Source organism: Facklamia sp. P12955, assembly GCF_050409565.1.
In the GTDB taxonomy this organism is placed as follows: domain Bacteria; phylum Bacillota; class Bacilli; order Lactobacillales; family Aerococcaceae; genus Facklamia.
In genome coordinates, this window is sequence record NZ_JBNUPF010000019.1 from 1 (window position 1) to 17539 (window position 17539).

At 38.6% G+C, this 17539-nt stretch carries 17 protein-coding genes; 2 read left to right on the plus strand and 15 right to left on the minus strand.

Annotation, left to right across the window (positions count from 1 at the left end):
* The first annotated feature begins 163 nt into the window (after positions 1 to 163).
* Positions 164 to 352: a 50S ribosomal protein L28 gene (rpmB, locus tag ACQV2G_RS06395; RefSeq protein ID WP_258436016.1), complete on the plus strand. Its 189-nt coding sequence runs from the start codon at positions 164 to 166 to the stop codon at positions 350 to 352.
* A 67-nt stretch (positions 353 to 419) separates the two neighbouring features.
* On the opposite strand, the gene ACQV2G_RS06400 is transcribed toward rpmB, so the two are convergent.
* The 11 genes from ACQV2G_RS06400 to gmk form a co-directional block, all read right to left on the minus strand.
* Positions 420 to 920 carry a hypothetical protein gene (locus tag ACQV2G_RS06400; RefSeq protein ID WP_428873753.1) on the minus strand — a complete coding sequence of 167 codons (501 nt, stop codon included), beginning with the start codon at positions 918 to 920 and terminating at the stop codon, positions 420 to 422.
* A 131-nt stretch (positions 921 to 1051) separates the two neighbouring features.
* Entirely contained in the window at positions 1052 to 1714 is a 663-nt protein-coding gene (locus ACQV2G_RS06405; RefSeq protein WP_428876397.1) for a thiamine diphosphokinase, read from the minus strand.
* Between the two features lie 11 nt (positions 1715 to 1725).
* Positions 1726 to 2370, minus strand: a complete 645-nt coding sequence (gene rpe / locus ACQV2G_RS06410) for a ribulose-phosphate 3-epimerase (protein WP_428873755.1) — start codon at positions 2368 to 2370, stop codon at positions 1726 to 1728.
* Positions 2371 to 2382: 12 nt separating this feature from the next.
* Positions 2383 to 3303, minus strand: coding sequence for a ribosome small subunit-dependent GTPase A (gene rsgA, locus ACQV2G_RS06415; protein WP_428876399.1), 921 nt, complete (start codon positions 3301 to 3303; stop codon positions 2383 to 2385).
* 78 nt (positions 3304 to 3381) lie between these two features.
* On the minus strand, positions 3382 to 5361 hold the full coding sequence (gene pknB / locus ACQV2G_RS06420; protein WP_428873757.1) for a Stk1 family PASTA domain-containing Ser/Thr kinase: 1980 nt from the start codon (positions 5359 to 5361) through the stop codon (positions 3382 to 3384).
* Positions 5345 to 6121 carry a Stp1/IreP family PP2C-type Ser/Thr phosphatase gene (locus ACQV2G_RS06425; protein ID WP_428876401.1) on the minus strand — a complete coding sequence of 259 codons (777 nt, stop codon included), beginning with the start codon at positions 6119 to 6121 and terminating at the stop codon, positions 5345 to 5347. The genes pknB and ACQV2G_RS06425 overlap by 17 nt, the downstream gene beginning before the upstream one ends.
* Before the next feature lie 8 nt (positions 6122 to 6129).
* Positions 6130 to 7491 (minus strand): 16S rRNA (cytosine(967)-C(5))-methyltransferase RsmB, encoded by a 1362-nt coding sequence (gene rsmB / locus ACQV2G_RS06430; RefSeq protein ID WP_428876402.1) that lies wholly within the window; start codon positions 7489 to 7491, stop codon positions 6130 to 6132.
* Between the two features lie 6 nt (positions 7492 to 7497).
* Complete coding sequence (gene fmt / locus ACQV2G_RS06435; RefSeq protein ID WP_428873760.1) at positions 7498 to 8478, minus strand: methionyl-tRNA formyltransferase; 981 nt, start codon at positions 8476 to 8478, stop codon at positions 7498 to 7500.
* Positions 8479 to 8492: 14 nt separating this feature from the next.
* Entirely contained in the window at positions 8493 to 10907 is a 2415-nt protein-coding gene (gene priA / locus ACQV2G_RS06440) for a primosomal protein N' (protein ID WP_428874822.1), read from the minus strand.
* A gap of 74 nt (positions 10908 to 10981) precedes the next feature.
* Complete coding sequence (gene rpoZ / locus ACQV2G_RS06445) at positions 10982 to 11176, minus strand: DNA-directed RNA polymerase subunit omega (protein WP_428873762.1); 195 nt, start codon at positions 11174 to 11176, stop codon at positions 10982 to 10984.
* Positions 11173 to 11814: a guanylate kinase gene (gene gmk, locus ACQV2G_RS06450; RefSeq protein ID WP_428873763.1), complete on the minus strand. Its 642-nt coding sequence runs from the start codon at positions 11812 to 11814 to the stop codon at positions 11173 to 11175. Before gmk ends, rpoZ begins: the two co-directional genes overlap by 4 nt.
* Positions 11815 to 12004: 190 nt before the next feature.
* Between gmk and ACQV2G_RS06455 the strand changes: the two genes are divergently transcribed.
* Entirely contained in the window at positions 12005 to 12355 is a 351-nt protein-coding gene (locus ACQV2G_RS06455; RefSeq protein ID WP_428874824.1) for a hypothetical protein, read from the plus strand.
* Positions 12356 to 12450: 95 nt separating this feature from the next.
* On the opposite strand, the gene ACQV2G_RS06460 is transcribed toward ACQV2G_RS06455, so the two are convergent.
* From ACQV2G_RS06460 to rpsO, 4 genes are all read right to left on the minus strand, one after another.
* Positions 12451 to 13050 carry an energy-coupled thiamine transporter ThiT gene (locus ACQV2G_RS06460; protein ID WP_428874825.1) on the minus strand — a complete coding sequence of 200 codons (600 nt, stop codon included), beginning with the start codon at positions 13048 to 13050 and terminating at the stop codon, positions 12451 to 12453.
* A 2-nt stretch (positions 13051 to 13052) separates the two neighbouring features.
* Complete coding sequence (locus ACQV2G_RS06465) at positions 13053 to 14741, minus strand: ribonuclease J (RefSeq protein WP_428873766.1); 1689 nt, start codon at positions 14739 to 14741, stop codon at positions 13053 to 13055.
* A gap of 228 nt (positions 14742 to 14969) precedes the next feature.
* Entirely contained in the window at positions 14970 to 17075 is a 2106-nt protein-coding gene (gene pnp, locus ACQV2G_RS06470; RefSeq protein ID WP_428874121.1) for a polyribonucleotide nucleotidyltransferase, read from the minus strand.
* Between the two features lie 161 nt (positions 17076 to 17236).
* Complete coding sequence (gene rpsO / locus ACQV2G_RS06475; protein ID WP_428874122.1) at positions 17237 to 17506, minus strand: 30S ribosomal protein S15; 270 nt, start codon at positions 17504 to 17506, stop codon at positions 17237 to 17239.
* Positions 17507 to 17539: the final 33 nt, after the last annotated feature.

A 17539-nucleotide genomic window follows, 5' to 3' on the forward strand; every position in this document is an offset into this window, starting at 1 on the left:
TTTTATCCCGCAAATTTTTAAAATTTCAGGACATTTTCATTTACGGTTGACAATTAGTAGTTAATTTCATCATAATTCACTTGCTTCAAAAGTCAAATTATGGTAAATTAATTTGGTATGAAATGTAACTTTTAAATTGTTACAAGGAAAAGGAGGCAGAACCATGGCTAAAGAATGTTATTTCACAGGGCGTAAAGCTGTATCTGGTAACAATCGCTCTCATGCAATGAATAAATCAAAACGTCGTTTTGGCGCTAACTTACAAAAAGTACGTGTTATGATCGATGGCAAACCTCAAAAAGTTTGGGTTTCAGCGCGAGCATTAAAATCAGGTAAAGTTGAACGTGCTTAATCAATACATTAAAACCTCCTAGCCAATCATCATCAAGATGAAGCGCTAGGAGGCTTTTTTGTTTGGTTTAATCTTTTTCTTTTAGCATAAATTGATTGCCCTCTTCATCCACCAAATTAGATTCTTCATTTAGTTCAAAGCTGAAAAGTTCTTTATCCGCAAAAGAAATGGTTAGTTTTTGATCTTTTATTCTGTAGGTTGGATTATGTACGATAATTTCAACTGCCATAGGAACTTCATCAGAAAAGCGCAAGTTAATATATTGTTGATTTTTTAAAGATTCTGCTGCTTCATCTGTTTTTACCATCATTAAACGCCCATCCTGATTAATGCTCTCGGTATATAATTGTAGTAATGCGTCCGAATAATCACCTTCCAAAGCTGCTTGTCCAAAGTAAGACCGGCCTAAAATTACTTTCAATAAGTCTTCTTCTATTTCGAACCCCATAATATTTGAGTTTTCTTCAGTCAAATAGCGTCCTTCAAAATCAACTATCTCCTCTTGAGCAGATATAGCTGGCGGTAGCATGAGTATCATAATCATTATTAAAGCAAAAAGCTTTTTCATCCCATCAACTTCCTTTCCTAATAAAAACTTGATTAAATAAACTTCGAATATCATTTATTAAGCAAATTTTAACACAATAATGAAAGTGCTTCAATTTTATATCCCTATCTTCTATTTTTAAACTCAAGCCTTTATTTTCCTTTTTCCCAAATAACCATCAAGAGACCTTCAGTAAAAGAAAGATTTACTTTATGCTGATCGACATACTCATTAGACACCAAGGCTCGAGGAAAAGCATAATCTGTTAGACCTAGTTCATATTTGGCCTGCTTAATCTGCAGCTGCTTAACAGCCGTCATTGAAATAATGGATAAGTAGCGGCAATTGTTCAAGTCTTGTAGAAAATAATTGCCTGGTTTAAAAAATCGCACCACTTGATCTTTTTCAATAAAGCTTAAACGGGGAATAATTGCAAAATAGCGTTCTTGAAAGACGAGCCAAAGGTTAGCAATTAAATGATCTAAACGTCCCTCTCCATTACCTATTGCGCCATATACTTCCACCGGACATCGACTGTCTTGTTTAAGAGCGAATTCAAGGCCCAACTCCATATCGGTATCATCTTTGGCAGCTGGATATTTTAAAACCTCTTGACTAGCCGCTTCAATCTTACTAAATTGGGTGGGAGTGACCGAGTCAAAGTCTCCAATTGCAACGTTCAATCGGTAGCCTGCCTTCACCAATTGGAGGGCCCCTTCGTCAACTCCAATGAGATAAGTCTGATCTGTCACCTCAGACAAATGGCTGAGGGCTGGATTAGGAGCCCCAGCACAGATAATAATCTTATCCACCATACTAATTGGCCTTAGGGTCTTAAGGAAGCGATAGCTGCAGCCAGATCCATTTGCTTAAAGATGTAGGAACCAGCTACTAAAACATCTGCACCAGCTGCTATACAACTTTTAGCTGTTTGATCATTGACCCCACCGTCTACTTCAATCTCATAGTGATAATGATCATTTTCTTGACGTAGTTTGGCTAGTTTTTCTACCTTCTTCATGGTTGATTCAATAAAAGCCTGACCACCAAAGCCTGGATTAACAGTCATCACCAAGACTAAATCCGCTAATTCCAATAAAGGATAAACCGCTTCGACTGGAGTTCCTGGATTAATAGCCACTCCCGCTTTTTTTCCTAAGGCTTTTATCTTTTGTAAGGCTGAATGAATATGTTGGGTCGCTTCCACATGTACGGTGATAATATCCGCTCCCGCATCAGCAACCATTTCCAAATACCGCTCCGGTTGATCCACCATCATGTGACAATCAAAAACCATATGGCTATGAGATCTTAATCCTTTAAAAATCATGGGACCAAATGAAATATTCGGTACAAAGCTGCCATCCATAATATCAATATGTAGATAATCTGCTCCACCCTTTTCGATGGTCTGGATATCTTCTAACAAGTGATTAAAATCAGCGCTCAACATTGAAGGTGCAATTTTCATGACTATTCTCCTTTAATAATAAATTTTTTTGTTTTCAATTTTTTCTAAAATCTGCAAATAATTTTGATAACGGCTGTTACTTATTATGCCACTTGCCACCAACTCTTTCACATGGCAATTAGGTTCGTTCTTATGGATACAAGATCTAAACCGACACTTTGCACCTGCTTGGTGAATTTCTGGGAAACAAGCGGCCAGTTCTTCTTTTTCTAAATGGTCGAAATCAATAGCTGAAAAACCGGGTGTATCGGCTAAGAGTCCTTGACCAAAACGATAAAGAGTAACTTCTCGAGTGGTATGCTTACCGCGGTTTAAATGGCTGGATATCTGGTTGGTCTTAATTTCAGCTTGAGGTAGCAGTTTGTTTAAAAGGGTCGATTTTCCCACTCCCGATTGACCGGTCATTACATATATTCCTTGTTGGAAAATGGTTTGAATAGCTTGCATCTTTTCATTGGATTGGTCAAAGAGAAAAACATCATAACCAATTACTTCATAGATTGCTCTGATTTCTGCTACTAAGTCATTGGCTGCATCCCGTCCCTGATGCTCGATTAAAAGGTCATATTTACTCAAGATAATAATGGGTTGGATGCGATGAGACTCCATCGAAACAAGGAAATAATCTAATAAATTATAGGAAAACTCAGGTTCAACTAAGGACATGACAATGAGAGCATAGTCGACATTAGCAACAGCCGGTCGAATCAAAAAGTTATCTCGTTCGAAGATCTCTTCTAATCTGCCCACTTGACTTTCATCTTGTTGATCCATGACAAATCGTACGCGATCTCCCACTAAGGGATTGGTCTTCAAGTGACGAAAGTTACCTCTTGCTTTTGTTACAAAAGATTCTCCTTGCGACCATACATAATAGAAGCCACTAACTGCTTGATAGATGATCCCTTCATGTGAGGTAATAAGCTGTTTCAAATAATTTCCTCCTTTGGTCAGTATTTATTCAGAAAAAAAGTTAAGAGTCAGTAATGCTGCTCTTAACTCTTCAAATTCTTAATTAGGATAAACGGCTGAGGACTGTGCGACAATTTCGCCGTCTCTTAAGACACGGTACTGTCCGGATCCTCCTTCGGGAATATAGAGGACGATTTGAATTTCACGCGATTCGGTGATTTCAATTTCACGCGCAACTTGAGTGATATTATTACGGTCATCTCCTATAAAAACTTGAATTTTATTCGGTAATGGCTTGCTTTGTTCGTAGTCATTTTCAGCATACTTAGGGACATAATCAAGGTATACCGTTTCTGTGGCAGTCGACACTTCTGCTTTTTCTTCACCTTGAGAAACCGTCACCTTAATGGTGTCTCCTTGAGCAATGGGTGAGCCTGAAAGTGGGTCTTGATCAATGACAATCCCTTCAGGTAGATAATCATGATATTGATAAGCTTCTTCTACATAGAGACCATAAGTGTCTGCAAACTTATAGACCATATCAATTGATAAATTAGTAAAATCTTGCATGGTCGTTTGCTCAGAATAGGATCCGATTACTAAAATAATTGAACTTTCACCAGGAACGACTTCCGTACCCGGTGCAATACTCTGTTCTAAAATTTTACCTGCTTCTGACTGACTAGCTGCTAAATACCTTAAGTCAACTATAAAACCTGCATCAATTAGTTTACGACGGACCGGCTCATAGTTTTGATTGAGGTAATCACCTATTTTGACTCTCGGCTTGCCGTCAGAGAAGGTTAAATTAACTTTAGAGCCACGATTTATGCGGTCCCCTGATTGGGGATCACTTTCAATAATTTGGCCGCGCGGAATAAGATCATCCCAAACAACAGTACTTTCGCCTAGCATTAAATCATTCTCTTCTAGTAATTCAATGGCTTGTTTTTGGTCTAGGCCAGCCAATTCAGGAACGATTACACTGGCAACGAATAAGCGATAGGCGAAAAAGACAGCTAAAGATAGTAAGGACAATATCGTAGCAAAGAAGAGAATTTTAAAAATCTTGGACCCTAAATGGCTAGTCTTTTTATCTGGTAAATCAAAAGTTGGAAACTCCTCTTCATTTAAAGGCTCAGGCCCTTCGATTGTTTCCGTCAACACACGATCAGCGGCTGGAATGGGCTGAATGGATTTAAATTGTTCTGATTCATCCAACTGACTGCTAGGAATAAAGGGTTTTTCATCAATACGTCCGACACTAAGAGAAGAAGATAAGTCGTTAAACATCTCTTGAGCCGTACGATAACGATCCTTCGCTTGCTTAGCCGTCGCTTTTAAGACGACATTCTCTAAGCTTTGAGGAACATATTCTAAGCGCTCTCGAATAGTTGGAAAGGGTTCTTGAAAATGTTTAAGTGCAATCGAAACTGCGGATTCACCATCATGTGGGACAGAACCCGTGATTAGCTCATATAAAACTACACCCATGGCATAAATATCTGATTTAGTGGTTGCACTATTGCCCTTGGCTTGCTCGGGCGATAGGTAATGAACTGAGCCTAGCAAGGTGTTGGTTTGAGTAATCGAAGTATCTGATAAAGCCACAGCAATACCAAAGTCCGTAATCTTAACCACATTATTTGCAGTAATTAAAATGTTTTGTGGTTTTATATCGCGGTGAATAATACGATTTTTGTGGGCCACATCGATAGCCGCTACAATTTGTCCCATAATGGAAACAACTAGTTCTAGCGGGACAGGTGCATTCTTTTTGATAAAAGTTTTAAGGTCTTGACCTTTTACATATTCCATCACAATATATTGCTGTTTTTCATGTTCATCGACATCATAAACTTCTACAATATTGGGATGTAGCAGTTGACTGGCTGAAATGGCTTCTCTTTGGAAACGACGAATCGCATCTTGATTATCCTGGAAGTCATAGCGTAACACCTTCACAGCTACGTCTCGATCCAAAATTAAATCATGAGCTAAAAAGACATTTGCCATGCCGCCTTGACCAATGACAGAAGTTAGGACATAACGATCGGATAGTTTATCCCCTATTTCCATGAATAATGTCACCTCCTTCGTCCTCCAAATTAAAATCGCTGGCTAGAATAATAGTAATATTATCGAGACCCCCAGCATTATTAGCCGCTGCGACTAGTTCATCACCTAAGCGGTCTAAATCTGTTTGATTATTAATTATTTGTTCAATTTCTTCATTTTTAAGCATGCCGTTTAAACCATCCGAGCAAAGCAAGAGAAGTTCCACTTTATCAAGAGAAATCTCTGAAAAAGCTGGTTCTAAAACCATTGGTGTTCCAATGGATTGGGTGACCACATTACGACGTGGGTGATCAATACTCTCTTCTACTGTTATTTCACCTGTACGAATTAACTCATTGACTAAAGAATGGTCTTCGGTTAATTGCTTTAATTGGCCCGCTCCGTATGCATAAGCCCGCGAATCACCGACATGACAAATAAGAATGGTCTGCTCGATAATTGTTGCAAGTACAATTGTCGTTCCCATTCCTTCATAATCTGGATTAAGGTCTGCTTGATTCAAAATGAAAGTATTCACTTGATTGGTCATTTGGGTCATCCAAGCATGCGCTTGGGTGATGGTCATAGGGTAATCAATTGTTTCGAATGCCCGACCAACAAACTCTGTCGTTTGTTGACTAGCAATATCTCCTGCCAAGTTGCCTCCCACGCCATCACATAGAATAAAAAGGATTTGTTGGTTTTGAGAATAAAAATAATCCGCATAATCTTGGTTAGAACTTCTCTTTCTCCCTATGTTTGAATGTATAGTGATTTTCATAACTCACCTCAATCTATTTTTTTAAGAAAACGACTGATAAAAAAGCCATCTGTTCCATGCTGTTGGGGCCAAATGCGAAGAAAGCCTTGGGAAGTTATTACATTATCTGTTAAAACTTCTTCAGCTAGGATGGACTCCACTTGACACTCACTATTTTCCTTTAAGATTTCTTCAATTAATTGTTCATTTTCCTCATAAGTCAGGGTGCAAGTAGAATAGACTAAGCGACCACCTGGCTTGAGCAAAGAAAGCATATGTTTAAATAATTGCTTTTGTAATTTAACCAGTTCTTGAATAGCGACAGGCGACTTCTGATATTTGATTTCAGGTTTACGACGCATCAAACCGATACCCGAACAGGGTGCATCTAAGTATATCACATCAAAAGCAGTTTGAGAAAGTGGTTGGAAGTCCAAGGCATCGGTTACTATCGAATCTATCTTATGACTTAAGCCTAACCGCTCGGCATGATCTTTTAAGATACTTAACTTATGCTTAGAAATATCTAAAGCTGTTAAGTGTCCGTCAGTTAGAAGTGAAGCAATATGGCTAGCTTTTCCTCCTGGAGCTGCACATGCATCCAAAACATTTTCAGAACCTGTCAATTTACCTAAAGGTGCAACCAGCATGGATGATTCATCCTGAATGGTAAACAAACCTTCCTGATAAGCTTGACTATTAAAGACATCCCCTGCTGTGATTCGAAAACCAAAAGGAGAAACTTGACTGCTAGTAACCGCCAACCCTTGCTCTTTTAATTGGTCCATGATATGTGATCGTTTGGCTGTTGGACCATTGATTCTAGCACTCAAATTAGGAACTTGATTCAAACTAGAAAGAAATGCTTTGAGCTGATGTTCTGGTAAGTGCTGGTCAAAGTATTTGACCAACCAAAGCGGAACGGAATGCTCAATCGATAGTCTCTCCAAGGGTTCTGTGATTACCGTCAATGACTGAAGCTCTTGGCGGAAAAAGTTACGTAAAATAGCATTAACTAATTTTCCAATGCCTTGGTGGCCGTTTACTTTGGCTATCTCGACTGCTTCATTTACAATAGCGTGCTGAGGCACGCGGTCTAAATAAACAGATTGATAGATAGATAATCGCAATAGGCTGCGTACCCAATCTTCTATTTTACCTTTTACTAAATCCTGTAAATAGAAATCCAAGGTCAAGCGACGTTGGACACTACCGTAAACCACCTTAACCACTAAATTTTTATCTTGACTGCTTCGATTACTTGAAGCCAGATAATTATCTATCACGATATTAGAATATTGGTCTTGGTTATCAATTTGATCTAACAATCTCAGCATGTCCCAGCGGAGATTGTTTTTCAATTTTGTTTGGCTTCTTTGTTTAATTTTCATTATTTATTAGTCCTTTTCACTGTCGAATATCTTACCAATTAAACTTTCTGCCGGTGTCCCTTTTAAGTATTCTTTAACCATCATCCTTTTTTTTCCAGCGGGTTGGTATTCACTAACTGCTAAGTAGGAATCTTGACCACATCGAACATAGAAGTGTTCTTCATCAGCAGCAACAATTTGGCCCGGAATTTCTTCTGTTAATATTCTTTCAATGTTATCATCCAGTTCTTTTAAGGGTTGAGCTTGCCAGATTTTTACTCTTTGACCATCTAGTAGGGTATAGGTTGTTGGAAAAGGTCTAAAGGCGCGTATATGACGGTCAATGACACGCGCACTTTGCAACCAATTTAACTGCTCTTCATGCTTTTTGATGGTTGGAGAATATAGTACTTGGCTATATTCTTGTGGAGTCGCTTCATACTCCCCATTAAAAAATTTCGGCAAGAAATTCAATAATAATTCTTTACCAACGACAGCCAGTTTTTCAAACAGTATGCCCACATCATCCTTCTCAGAAATCGGTAAAACTGTTTGAATGAGAATATCCCCAGCATCCATTTCTTCAGTCATTTTCATAATTGTTACACCCGTCTCTTCTTCACCCCGCCAAATTGCATAATGAATTGGAGCCCCTCCACGATATTTAGGTAAGAGTGAAGCATGAACATTAATAGACCCTTGACTGGGTGCTTCTAATAAAGCAAGTGGTATTTTCTGTCCGTAAGCAGCCGTTATGATTAAATCGGCTTCTGTATTCAATAGAGTCTGATAATCCTTTGAATCGGCTAACTTTTCCGGTTGAAAGACTGGAATATTAGCTTCTAAAGCTGTTTTTTTAACTGGAGGTAGTGTTAGAATACGTTTTCGACCAACTGGACGATCTGGTTGAGTCACTACTGCAATCACTTCATACTCTACTTGTTGAATTAATCCTTTCAGAATGGTTGCCGCAAAAGGAGGGGTTCCCATAAAAATTATTTTTTTCATTCAATAACCTCTTTCTAAATAAAATACTGGGGTTCATGGTCTATTTGAACAAAGACTCCCTTGGCCTGGCTTTCTTGACTAGCAAGAAGAATAGTTTGTAGCTGATCTTTAACTAAGTCTACTTCTTTATATTTTAAGAGCAAATGGAATTGATAATAATCATTGATTCTTTCAATCCCTCCTGTTGAGGGACCTAATATCATTAATTGGGTATTCACTTTGTCCATCAATTGATCCTTGAGTTGATAGATCATTTTTTGAGCCTTGCCTCGGTTTTTAGAAGACACCTTAATTAACGTTGTATAAAAATAAGGAGGATAATGGCTCATATGGCGTCTTCGCATTTCGTAATAAAAAAAATTGTCATAATCATGTTTTTTGGCTAGCTGAATCACATAATGGTTAGGATTATAGGTTTGAATGACCACTTCGCCTTTTAGCTTGCCTCGCCCTGTTCTTCCGGCTACTTGAGTCAGCAACTGAAAGGTTTTTTCAGCAGCTCTAAAGTCTGGTAAGTTCAAACCAGTGTCTGCATTAATGACACCAACCAGGGTTACCTGTTCATAGTCGAGACCTTTAGCAATCATCTGTGTTCCTAAAAGGATTGAACCTGCTTGACTGGCAAATGCTTTTAATAATTTTTTGTGAGCGCCCTTGCGTCGAGTGGTGTCATTATCCATACGGATAATGGGTGTTTGAGGAAAGCGTTGCTTTAAACTTTCGGCTACTTTTTGAGTGCCAATGCCTTGTTTTCTCAAATGCTTAGAACCACACTGAGGACAATTGGTTGGCAGTCCTACTTGGTAATCACAATAATGACATTTAAGCTTTTCTCCAGTCTTATGGTAAGTTAAAGAGATGTCACAATGTGGGCATTGAATGACATGACCACATTCACGGCATAAGACATAAGAGGCATAGCCTCTGCGATTTAAAAGCAAAACAACCTGTTCTTTAGACGCTAATTTTTCGGCAATTTTATCTTCTAAAAGTTGAGAAAGTTCCAGTGTTTCTTGATCCAATAAATGCTGAGTCATATCCACTATGGTTACGGGTGGTAAGGGTTGTTGATTAACACGTTGGTCCATTCTTAATAATTGATACTTACCAACTTCAGCCCGAGCACGTGATTCTAAAGAAGGTGTGGCTGAACCTAAAACTAAGGGACACTGATGGTATTTTGATCGCCATTTAGCAACTTCTCTTGCATGATAACGTGGATTGTCTCCTTGTTTATAGGTCGTTTCATGTTCTTCATCAATAATAATGATGCCGATATTTTTTAACGGAGCAAAAATAGAAGAACGCGCTCCGACGACCACTTTCGCTTCTTGCCGAATGATTCTGCGCCATTCATCATATTTTTCGGTCAATGATAAAGCTGAATGCAAAACGGCAACGCCTTTGCCAAAGCGACCAATCACCTGGTCTACCATTTGTGGTGTTAAGGCAATCTCTGGCACTAATAGAATCGCTGATTTACCAGCTTTAAGGGCTTCAGCTATTAATTGTAAATAGACTTCGGTTTTACCTGATCCGGTGACTCCTTGCAATAAAAAGGTTTGGGCTTCTTCAGCTGTCATGTGATTTTTTATAGTCTCAAATGCTGTTTGTTGCTGTGCTAATAAGGCTTTGGCTGAGGAAGGAAGTGCTTGATCTACTTGATAAGCTGGCCGATAAACTTCCCTTTCTTCCAGCGTCAACCACCCCTTTTTAATCATGGTATTAAGGGTGGCCTTAGAAACTTGAGCCAGCTTTGCTAATTGATCGAACTCTATGGCTTGAGTCCATTGATGGTCGATGAGGACTGATAAAACTTGACCTTGTTTATGACTGCGTTTATCTAAATGATCGAGTAAGTCTTGGTATTCTGCCTGTGAACGATTAGGCAAGATATACTTAAGGGTCTTATGCGTTTTTTTATCAATTAACTGATAAGATAATTGAATAATTTCTTCATCTAATAATGAACGAATTTGACTAGCTGTCAGCCTTTCTTCCAACCATTGGCGCGTGACACCAAGCTGATTTAACTTTGCAGGTGAACAATCGAGCACTTCAGCTAATTTTTCAGACTGTTTAACTGTAACAACCGTTTGATACTTGACTCGTAAAATACTTGGCAACATGGCTTGTAGGACTGAAATCCTAAAAGCATAAAGTTGGTCGGCAAGCACTTGAGAAAGTTCAACTAGTTCCTGACTCAAAAAAGATTCGTAATCAATCAAGCGTCTAATCGCCTTTAATTCCCCTTGATAGTCACTATTATCTTTTAAATGAACAACAAAAGCCATTAGGTTACGATATCCAAAAGGAACTTCCACTCGCATACCCACTTTTATTAAAGCTTGCATTTCAGCACTTACTTTGTAATCAAAGCTATGATTGACTTGTGCAGTAGGTATATCAATGATAACTTCAGCGATCATTCGCTCACCTCCTATTAAAAAGCTACTATGAAATCATTAAAATGATCTGCATAGTAGCCTTCTTATTCGCCCTCTTATTTTTTAATGGATAATACGCCCGCAACAACTTCTTCTAAAGCCTTGCCTACAGGTTTATCTGATTGATAGTCTTGTAATTGCATAATTTTATAATCTTCCATTTCTTTAGCACGTTTACTTGCCAAAGTTATTAAAGAATACTTAGATGGTTCTTTTTTCAATAATTCGTCAATTGATGGATATAGCATCATGATTGCTTGGCCTCCTCTTCAAAATATGCATTAATATCTGCCTGGATCGAATGCATGACTCTTTCAACCCTTAGATGTTCACTTTTAATTATAGCATTAATTTCATCGACCGCCTCAGAAATTTCATCATTAACTACCACGTAATCATAGTGACGCATTAATTCAATTTCCTCTTTAGCTTTATTCATACGGCGAGCGATTACTTCTTGGGAATCCGTTCCACGATCGGTTAGACGGGACTCCAACTCATTCAGACTTGGAGGCGCTAAGAAAATGAAAATTCCCTCAGGAATCTTCTCTCTCACCTTACGGGCACCTTGAACTTCAATTTCAAGAAATACATCGCGTCCTTGCGCTAAATTTTCTTCAATAGATGCTAGCGGCGTCCCGTAGTAATTTCCAACATATTCCGCGTACTCTAACAAGGCTTCTTGGGAAATTAAGTCCTCAAATGATTCTCTACTCATAAAGAAGTAGTCTACCCCTTCTAATTCACCTGGTCGACGCTCTCGAGTAGTTGCTGAAACAGAATAAACATAGTCACAATTTGAATCTTCAAAAATCGCGCTGCGAACTGTTCCTTTTCCGACACCCGAAGGGCCTGATAAAACGATTAATAATCCCCTTTGTTTTAACATGACTTCCCTCCATTACTTCATGTTCTATATAGTACCACAATTCACTCTCTACATAAAGATAAGCTGAAAAATAAATAAAATACAGCCATTATGAAATGCGAAAATTTGTTCGTAAAAAGGTTGACAAAAAGAACCTTTGTTCGTATAATATAATTACAAACAAACGTTCGATATTAAAGGAGAGGTTTTTATGGAATTACCCATCAAAAGACAAACTAACTGGCTTGGCCGTGTAAGCCAATCCCTTTTTCAACCTTTCTTTCAACCCACTCCACTTATCAAAGAATCTATTGAAATGATGCCCCTTGCACAAGTTGAAAGAATCCTTCATCAAGCTTATATCAAGCAAGTTCCTTTAAACATACTCATTGAATATTATTTACCCGATCAAACAATGGATATGACCGAAATGGAAGCATATGTACTGGCTCCAATTGGTTCACAAAACAGCGTTAGCCTGCAAGTAGGAGCCAATCACTTCCTTTTAAATTTGAATCAAATTATTAATGTGACTGCCATCACAGAAACTTTAATTGCTTAAGTCCATTAATCGATTAAAGATTTGATTAAAACAGCATCCTCCCCGCTGTTTTTTAAAAGCCCTCATCATTAAGATGGGGGCTTTAATTAATTTTGTTAATCATTTAATAAACTAGAAGTTTCTTTGCGTGAAAGATATTTACTGCGTTTGGGAATAATTGTTTGTGGCATAAATCGCGCAAGCAGCACTAGGACACTTGCTGATAGCAGCCAGGATAATAAAAGACCTAGCCAATGGTTAAGATTATTGAACTCAAATAAGACTTCTTCACCCAAGGCAAATGGCACAATCAGTTGGCGAATAGCAATAAATAATATTAAAGCTAAAAGACTGCCAGTGAAGATATTCAAATAAGTAGAAGAGTAACGTTTATTGTTCAAGGTCTTTTGTGTATATTTCGCAAATAAACCGGTTACTCCTACTGCTAAGATGGGAGCAATCCATTGAACGATTAAGACTAACCCATCATCTAATCCCCCGTTAAGCACTCCTTGGATAATTCCTACCAAAAGTCCGCTAATAATAGCTGATGGGGCGCCATGGCGCAATGCCAACCACATTAAAGGAATTAAGGCAATAATTAGCTCAAGCCCAAAAAAATTAATGGCTACTTCATCAGACACAAAAAACAAGATTAGGGATAGGACAAGAGCAATCACCATGTCCCAAAATTGTCTAATACTGCGTTTATTCATAATTATTTATCACCTTTTTTTACTTGATAATTTGAAGCTTCCATAATAATCGGTAGGATAACCGGACGACGTTTAGTCTCCTTATATAGATACTTACCAATTTTTTCACGCAGATCGCCCTTAAGATTATTCCAATCAAAATCATCTGAAACAATGTGTTTTTCTAAAACATCTAGCGTAATATCTGAACAAGCTTCAATTAAATCAATGGAAGTTTTCATAAAGACGAAACCACGCGAGGTAATTTGTGGGCCAACTAGAATTTTCTTCAAACGACGTGAAATAGTCGCGACTACAACGAAAATTCCGTCTTCACTTAAAATACGACGGTCTCTTAAAACCACATTCCCAATATCGCCTACGCCACTTCCATCGACTAAGACATCCCCTGCTGTCACCTGACCTGCTTGGATAACTTTTCCGTTTTCAAAGCTTAATACATCTCCAATAGATGGGATAATAATTTGATCTTCAGACATTCCCACTTGCAAGGCTAGATCACCGTGGGCTCTTAACATACGGTATTCCCCACTGACTGGAAGTAAAAAGTCCGGTTGAATAAAGTTTAACATTAATTTTAAATCATTGGGTGTAGCATGACCCGATGTCTTAAAGTGGTCTGTCACACTCATAACCCGAGCACCGGCTCTATAAATCATATCTTTGGTACGAGTCACACTCTTTTCCATTGAAACAGATGGAGTGGTTGCAATATAAACCGTATCATCTTCCTTTATGGTGACTGTTTTATGCTTACCTTGAGCCATGGCTTGGATAGTTTGAATCGGTTCGCCCACATCGCCAGTAGCCAGAATAACAATTTGATCCTCTTGATATTTATCGATATTTTTAAAATTACCAAAGACATCACGACTTGGAATAGAAATTTTATCTAACTTTAAAGCGACATCGACAATTTCGTAAAGGTCTTTGGTTGGGAAGAAAATGGTTCGTCTTGAATGGTGAGCTGCTTCTAAGACTTGCTGAATACGCATAATGTTCGAGCCAATCGTCCCTACTATCACTCTTCCTCGCGCATTGCGGAAGACTTCTGTTATTTCTTCTGTAATAACACGATCATTCACATTTTCCACTGGTGATTCTGCCTCAGCAGAGTCACTCAATAAGGCAAGAACCTTTTTCTTACCTAAGTCTGTCAACCGACCAAAATCAGTGCGGTAAGCTTGAGAAGCTGAAGGGTCAAAGCGGAAATCGCCTGTGAAGACAATCGCCCCATCTTTAGTATCTATCACGATTCCGACTGAATCTGGAATGGTGTGAGTGGTAGGGAAGAAAGAAACATTGACATCACCAAATTCAATTTCAGTTTCTGAATCAATCACATGGAAATTTTCAAGGCGGTCATCGTGTCCTTGTCTACGAGCAGAAATAGAAGCCAATTCAATCGTTAACTGGGTTCCAAAAACCGGCGCATCAATCTTATCTAATAAATAAGGTAAGGCACCTACTGCATCGGCATGCCCATGTGACAAGAAAATCCCCACTACACGCTCAGCATTTTCTTCTAAATAGGTGAAGTCTGGAATCACCATATCAATTCCTAATAAATCATCTTGTGGATACAATAGCCCACAATCTAGCACAAATATGGCTTGATCGACTTCGACCAAATACATATTCTTGCCTTCTTCGCGAACACCACCTAAGGGAATAACTTTAATCTCACTCATAATACACCTCTATTATTATTTTTTCATATTTTATTAAACGCTTAGCAGCTTGATCTCCGTTAAGGGGTCAAATTCTGGCTTATCTCAGTTATTATAACATAGACCACCTTAAATTAAAATTTGAGCCTCTTTCCACCTCAACGACTACTGATTAAAGACTAATGAATTAGAATAAGCCCCCTTCATTTATAGGAGGGGGCTAAGACTTATTAAATTTATCGTTAATAATTATTCTGGCTTTTGCATTAACACTTTACGTGATAAATCAATCCGACCTTTTTCATCGATACTGGTTACTTTGACTGTTACAGTATCCCCAATATCAAAGACATCTTCGACCTTTTCAATGCGACGATGATCAATTTGAGAGATGTGAAGCAAACCTGATTTACCAGGTAGGACTTCCACAAAGCAACCATACTTCTCAATTCTAATAACTTTACCTTCGTATATTTTATTGACTTCCACATCTTCAACTAAGCTAAGCACAATCTCTTTTGCCTTTTTAATCATAGCTAAATCTGAAGAAGCAATGCTAACTTGTCCTTCTTGAGAAATATCCATCTTAACGCCAGTTTGGTCAATAATGGAGTTAATGGTGTCACCACCCTTACCAATAACCACCTTAATTTTTTCAGGATCAATTTGAACCATTTCAATCTTCGGTGCATAAGGACTTAATTCTGGTCGTGGTTGAGCTAATTCACGAGTGATATTATCTAGGATTTCGAGACGGGCTTTTTTAGCTTGGGCTAAAGCTTCTTCTAAAATGGCCTTAGTAATTCCTTTTATCTTAATATCCATTTGTAAGGCCGTAATGCCTTCGGCAGTCCCCGCCACTTTAAAGTCCATATCGCCTAAGTGGTCTTCTAAGCCTTGGATATCGGTTAGGACAGTGTAGTTATCGCCGTCCATCACTAAGCCCATAGCAATTCCTGCCACCGGTGCTTTAATCGGAACACCGGCATCCATTAATGCCAGCGTACCGGCACAAATGGATGCTTGTGAAGAAGAACCGTTGGATTCTAATACTTCAGCCACTAAACGAATAACGTATGGGAATTCTTCTTCTGAAGGAATCACTTGGGTTAAAGCTTTCTCACCTAGCGCACCGTGACCAATTTCACGACGACCTGGTGAACCCACTCGTCCGGTTTCTCCTACTGAGAAGTTAGGGAAGTTATAATGATGCATGAAGCGTTTGCCTTCTTCTAATCCAAGACCATCAATAATTTGATGTTCGGATAAAGGAGCCAAGGTAGCTACTGATAAAGCTTGCGTTTGTCCACGGGTGAAGAGTCCTGAACCATGGGTACGTGGTAAAATGCCAGCCAAAGATTCCAAAGGACGAATTTCATCTATTTGACGACCATCTGGACGAATACGGTCATGGGTAATCAACCGACGAACGACTTCTTTTTCTAAGTCCTGCATAGCCGAAGAAACATCTTTCAGTTTCTCTTCTAAATCTTCTGCTTCGGCATACTTTTCACTAAAGAAAACTTCAGCTTCTTCACTCAATTGATTAACCGCTTCATCGCGGGCTTGTTTTTCCTGTGTTTTAACAGCTGTAACCATTTTTTCATTGTATAAGCTCTTGACTTGCTCAGTGATTTCTTGATCGATTTGAACTAATTCAAATTCAAATTTTTCTTTTCCAACTGCTTGGACAATCTCTTTTTGAAAGGCCACTAATTCTTGAATATTAGCGTGTCCAAACAATAAGGCTTCCAGCATATCCTCTTCTGATGCTTCCTTAGCAGATGATTCTACCATGTTGATCGCGGTCGCAGTCCCTGCTACGGTTAAATCAATCTCAGAAACTTCTTTTTGGTCGGGTGTAGGGTTGATAACAAATTCACCATCGACACGTCCCACATCCACTCCGGCAATCGGTCCATCAAATGGTATATCTGAAATAGCCAATGCTAGCGAAGAACCAAACATAGCTGCCATCTCTGGTGAGCAATCTTGTTGAACTGAAAGGACTGTATTAGTAATTTGAATTTCATTCCGCACGCCTTCAGGAAACATTGGGCGGATTGGACGGTCAATTAAGCGGGCAGTCAGGGTCGCGTTATCAGAAGGTCTACCCTCACGTTTTAAGAAACCACCTGGCACCTTACCAACCGCATACATTTTTTCAATGTAGTGAACCGTTAAGGGGAAGAAATTCATCGGTGAAGGGGATTTGGAAGCGACAGCAGCAGTCAAAACGACTGTATCGCCATAACGTACTAAAACTGCTCCATTGGCTTGTTTAGCCATTTGTCCTACTTCAACAATTAAGGGACGGCCTCCCCAATTTGTTTCAAATACTTGTTTAGTTGTCATAACATAACTCCTTTTAAATTTTTAATCATTCGGAGTAGCACTAAACAAAAATCAACCGTTTAAAGTTTAAACGACTCATTTTTGTATAGTGTGAAACTCCGAACAAATCTACTAGTAATATAACAAAAAGGATGGCTAATTGCCATCCTTTAGTCGCAGGATTAACGACGTAATCCTAATCTTTTAATTAAATCACGGTAACGAGTAACGTCCTTGTTACGTAGGTAAGCAAGAAGGTTACGACGGTGACCAATTTTCTTCATTAATCCACGATAAGAGTGAAAATCTTTCTTATGTGTTTTAATATGGTCGTTTAAATTGTTGATGTCTTCTGTTAAGACAGCAACTTGAACCTCAACAGAACCGGTATCACCTTCGTGACGTGCGTATTCTTTCATGATTTCAGTTTTACGTTCTTGTGTTAATGCCATATTATTCACCTCTTTCTAATTTATTTCCACTAG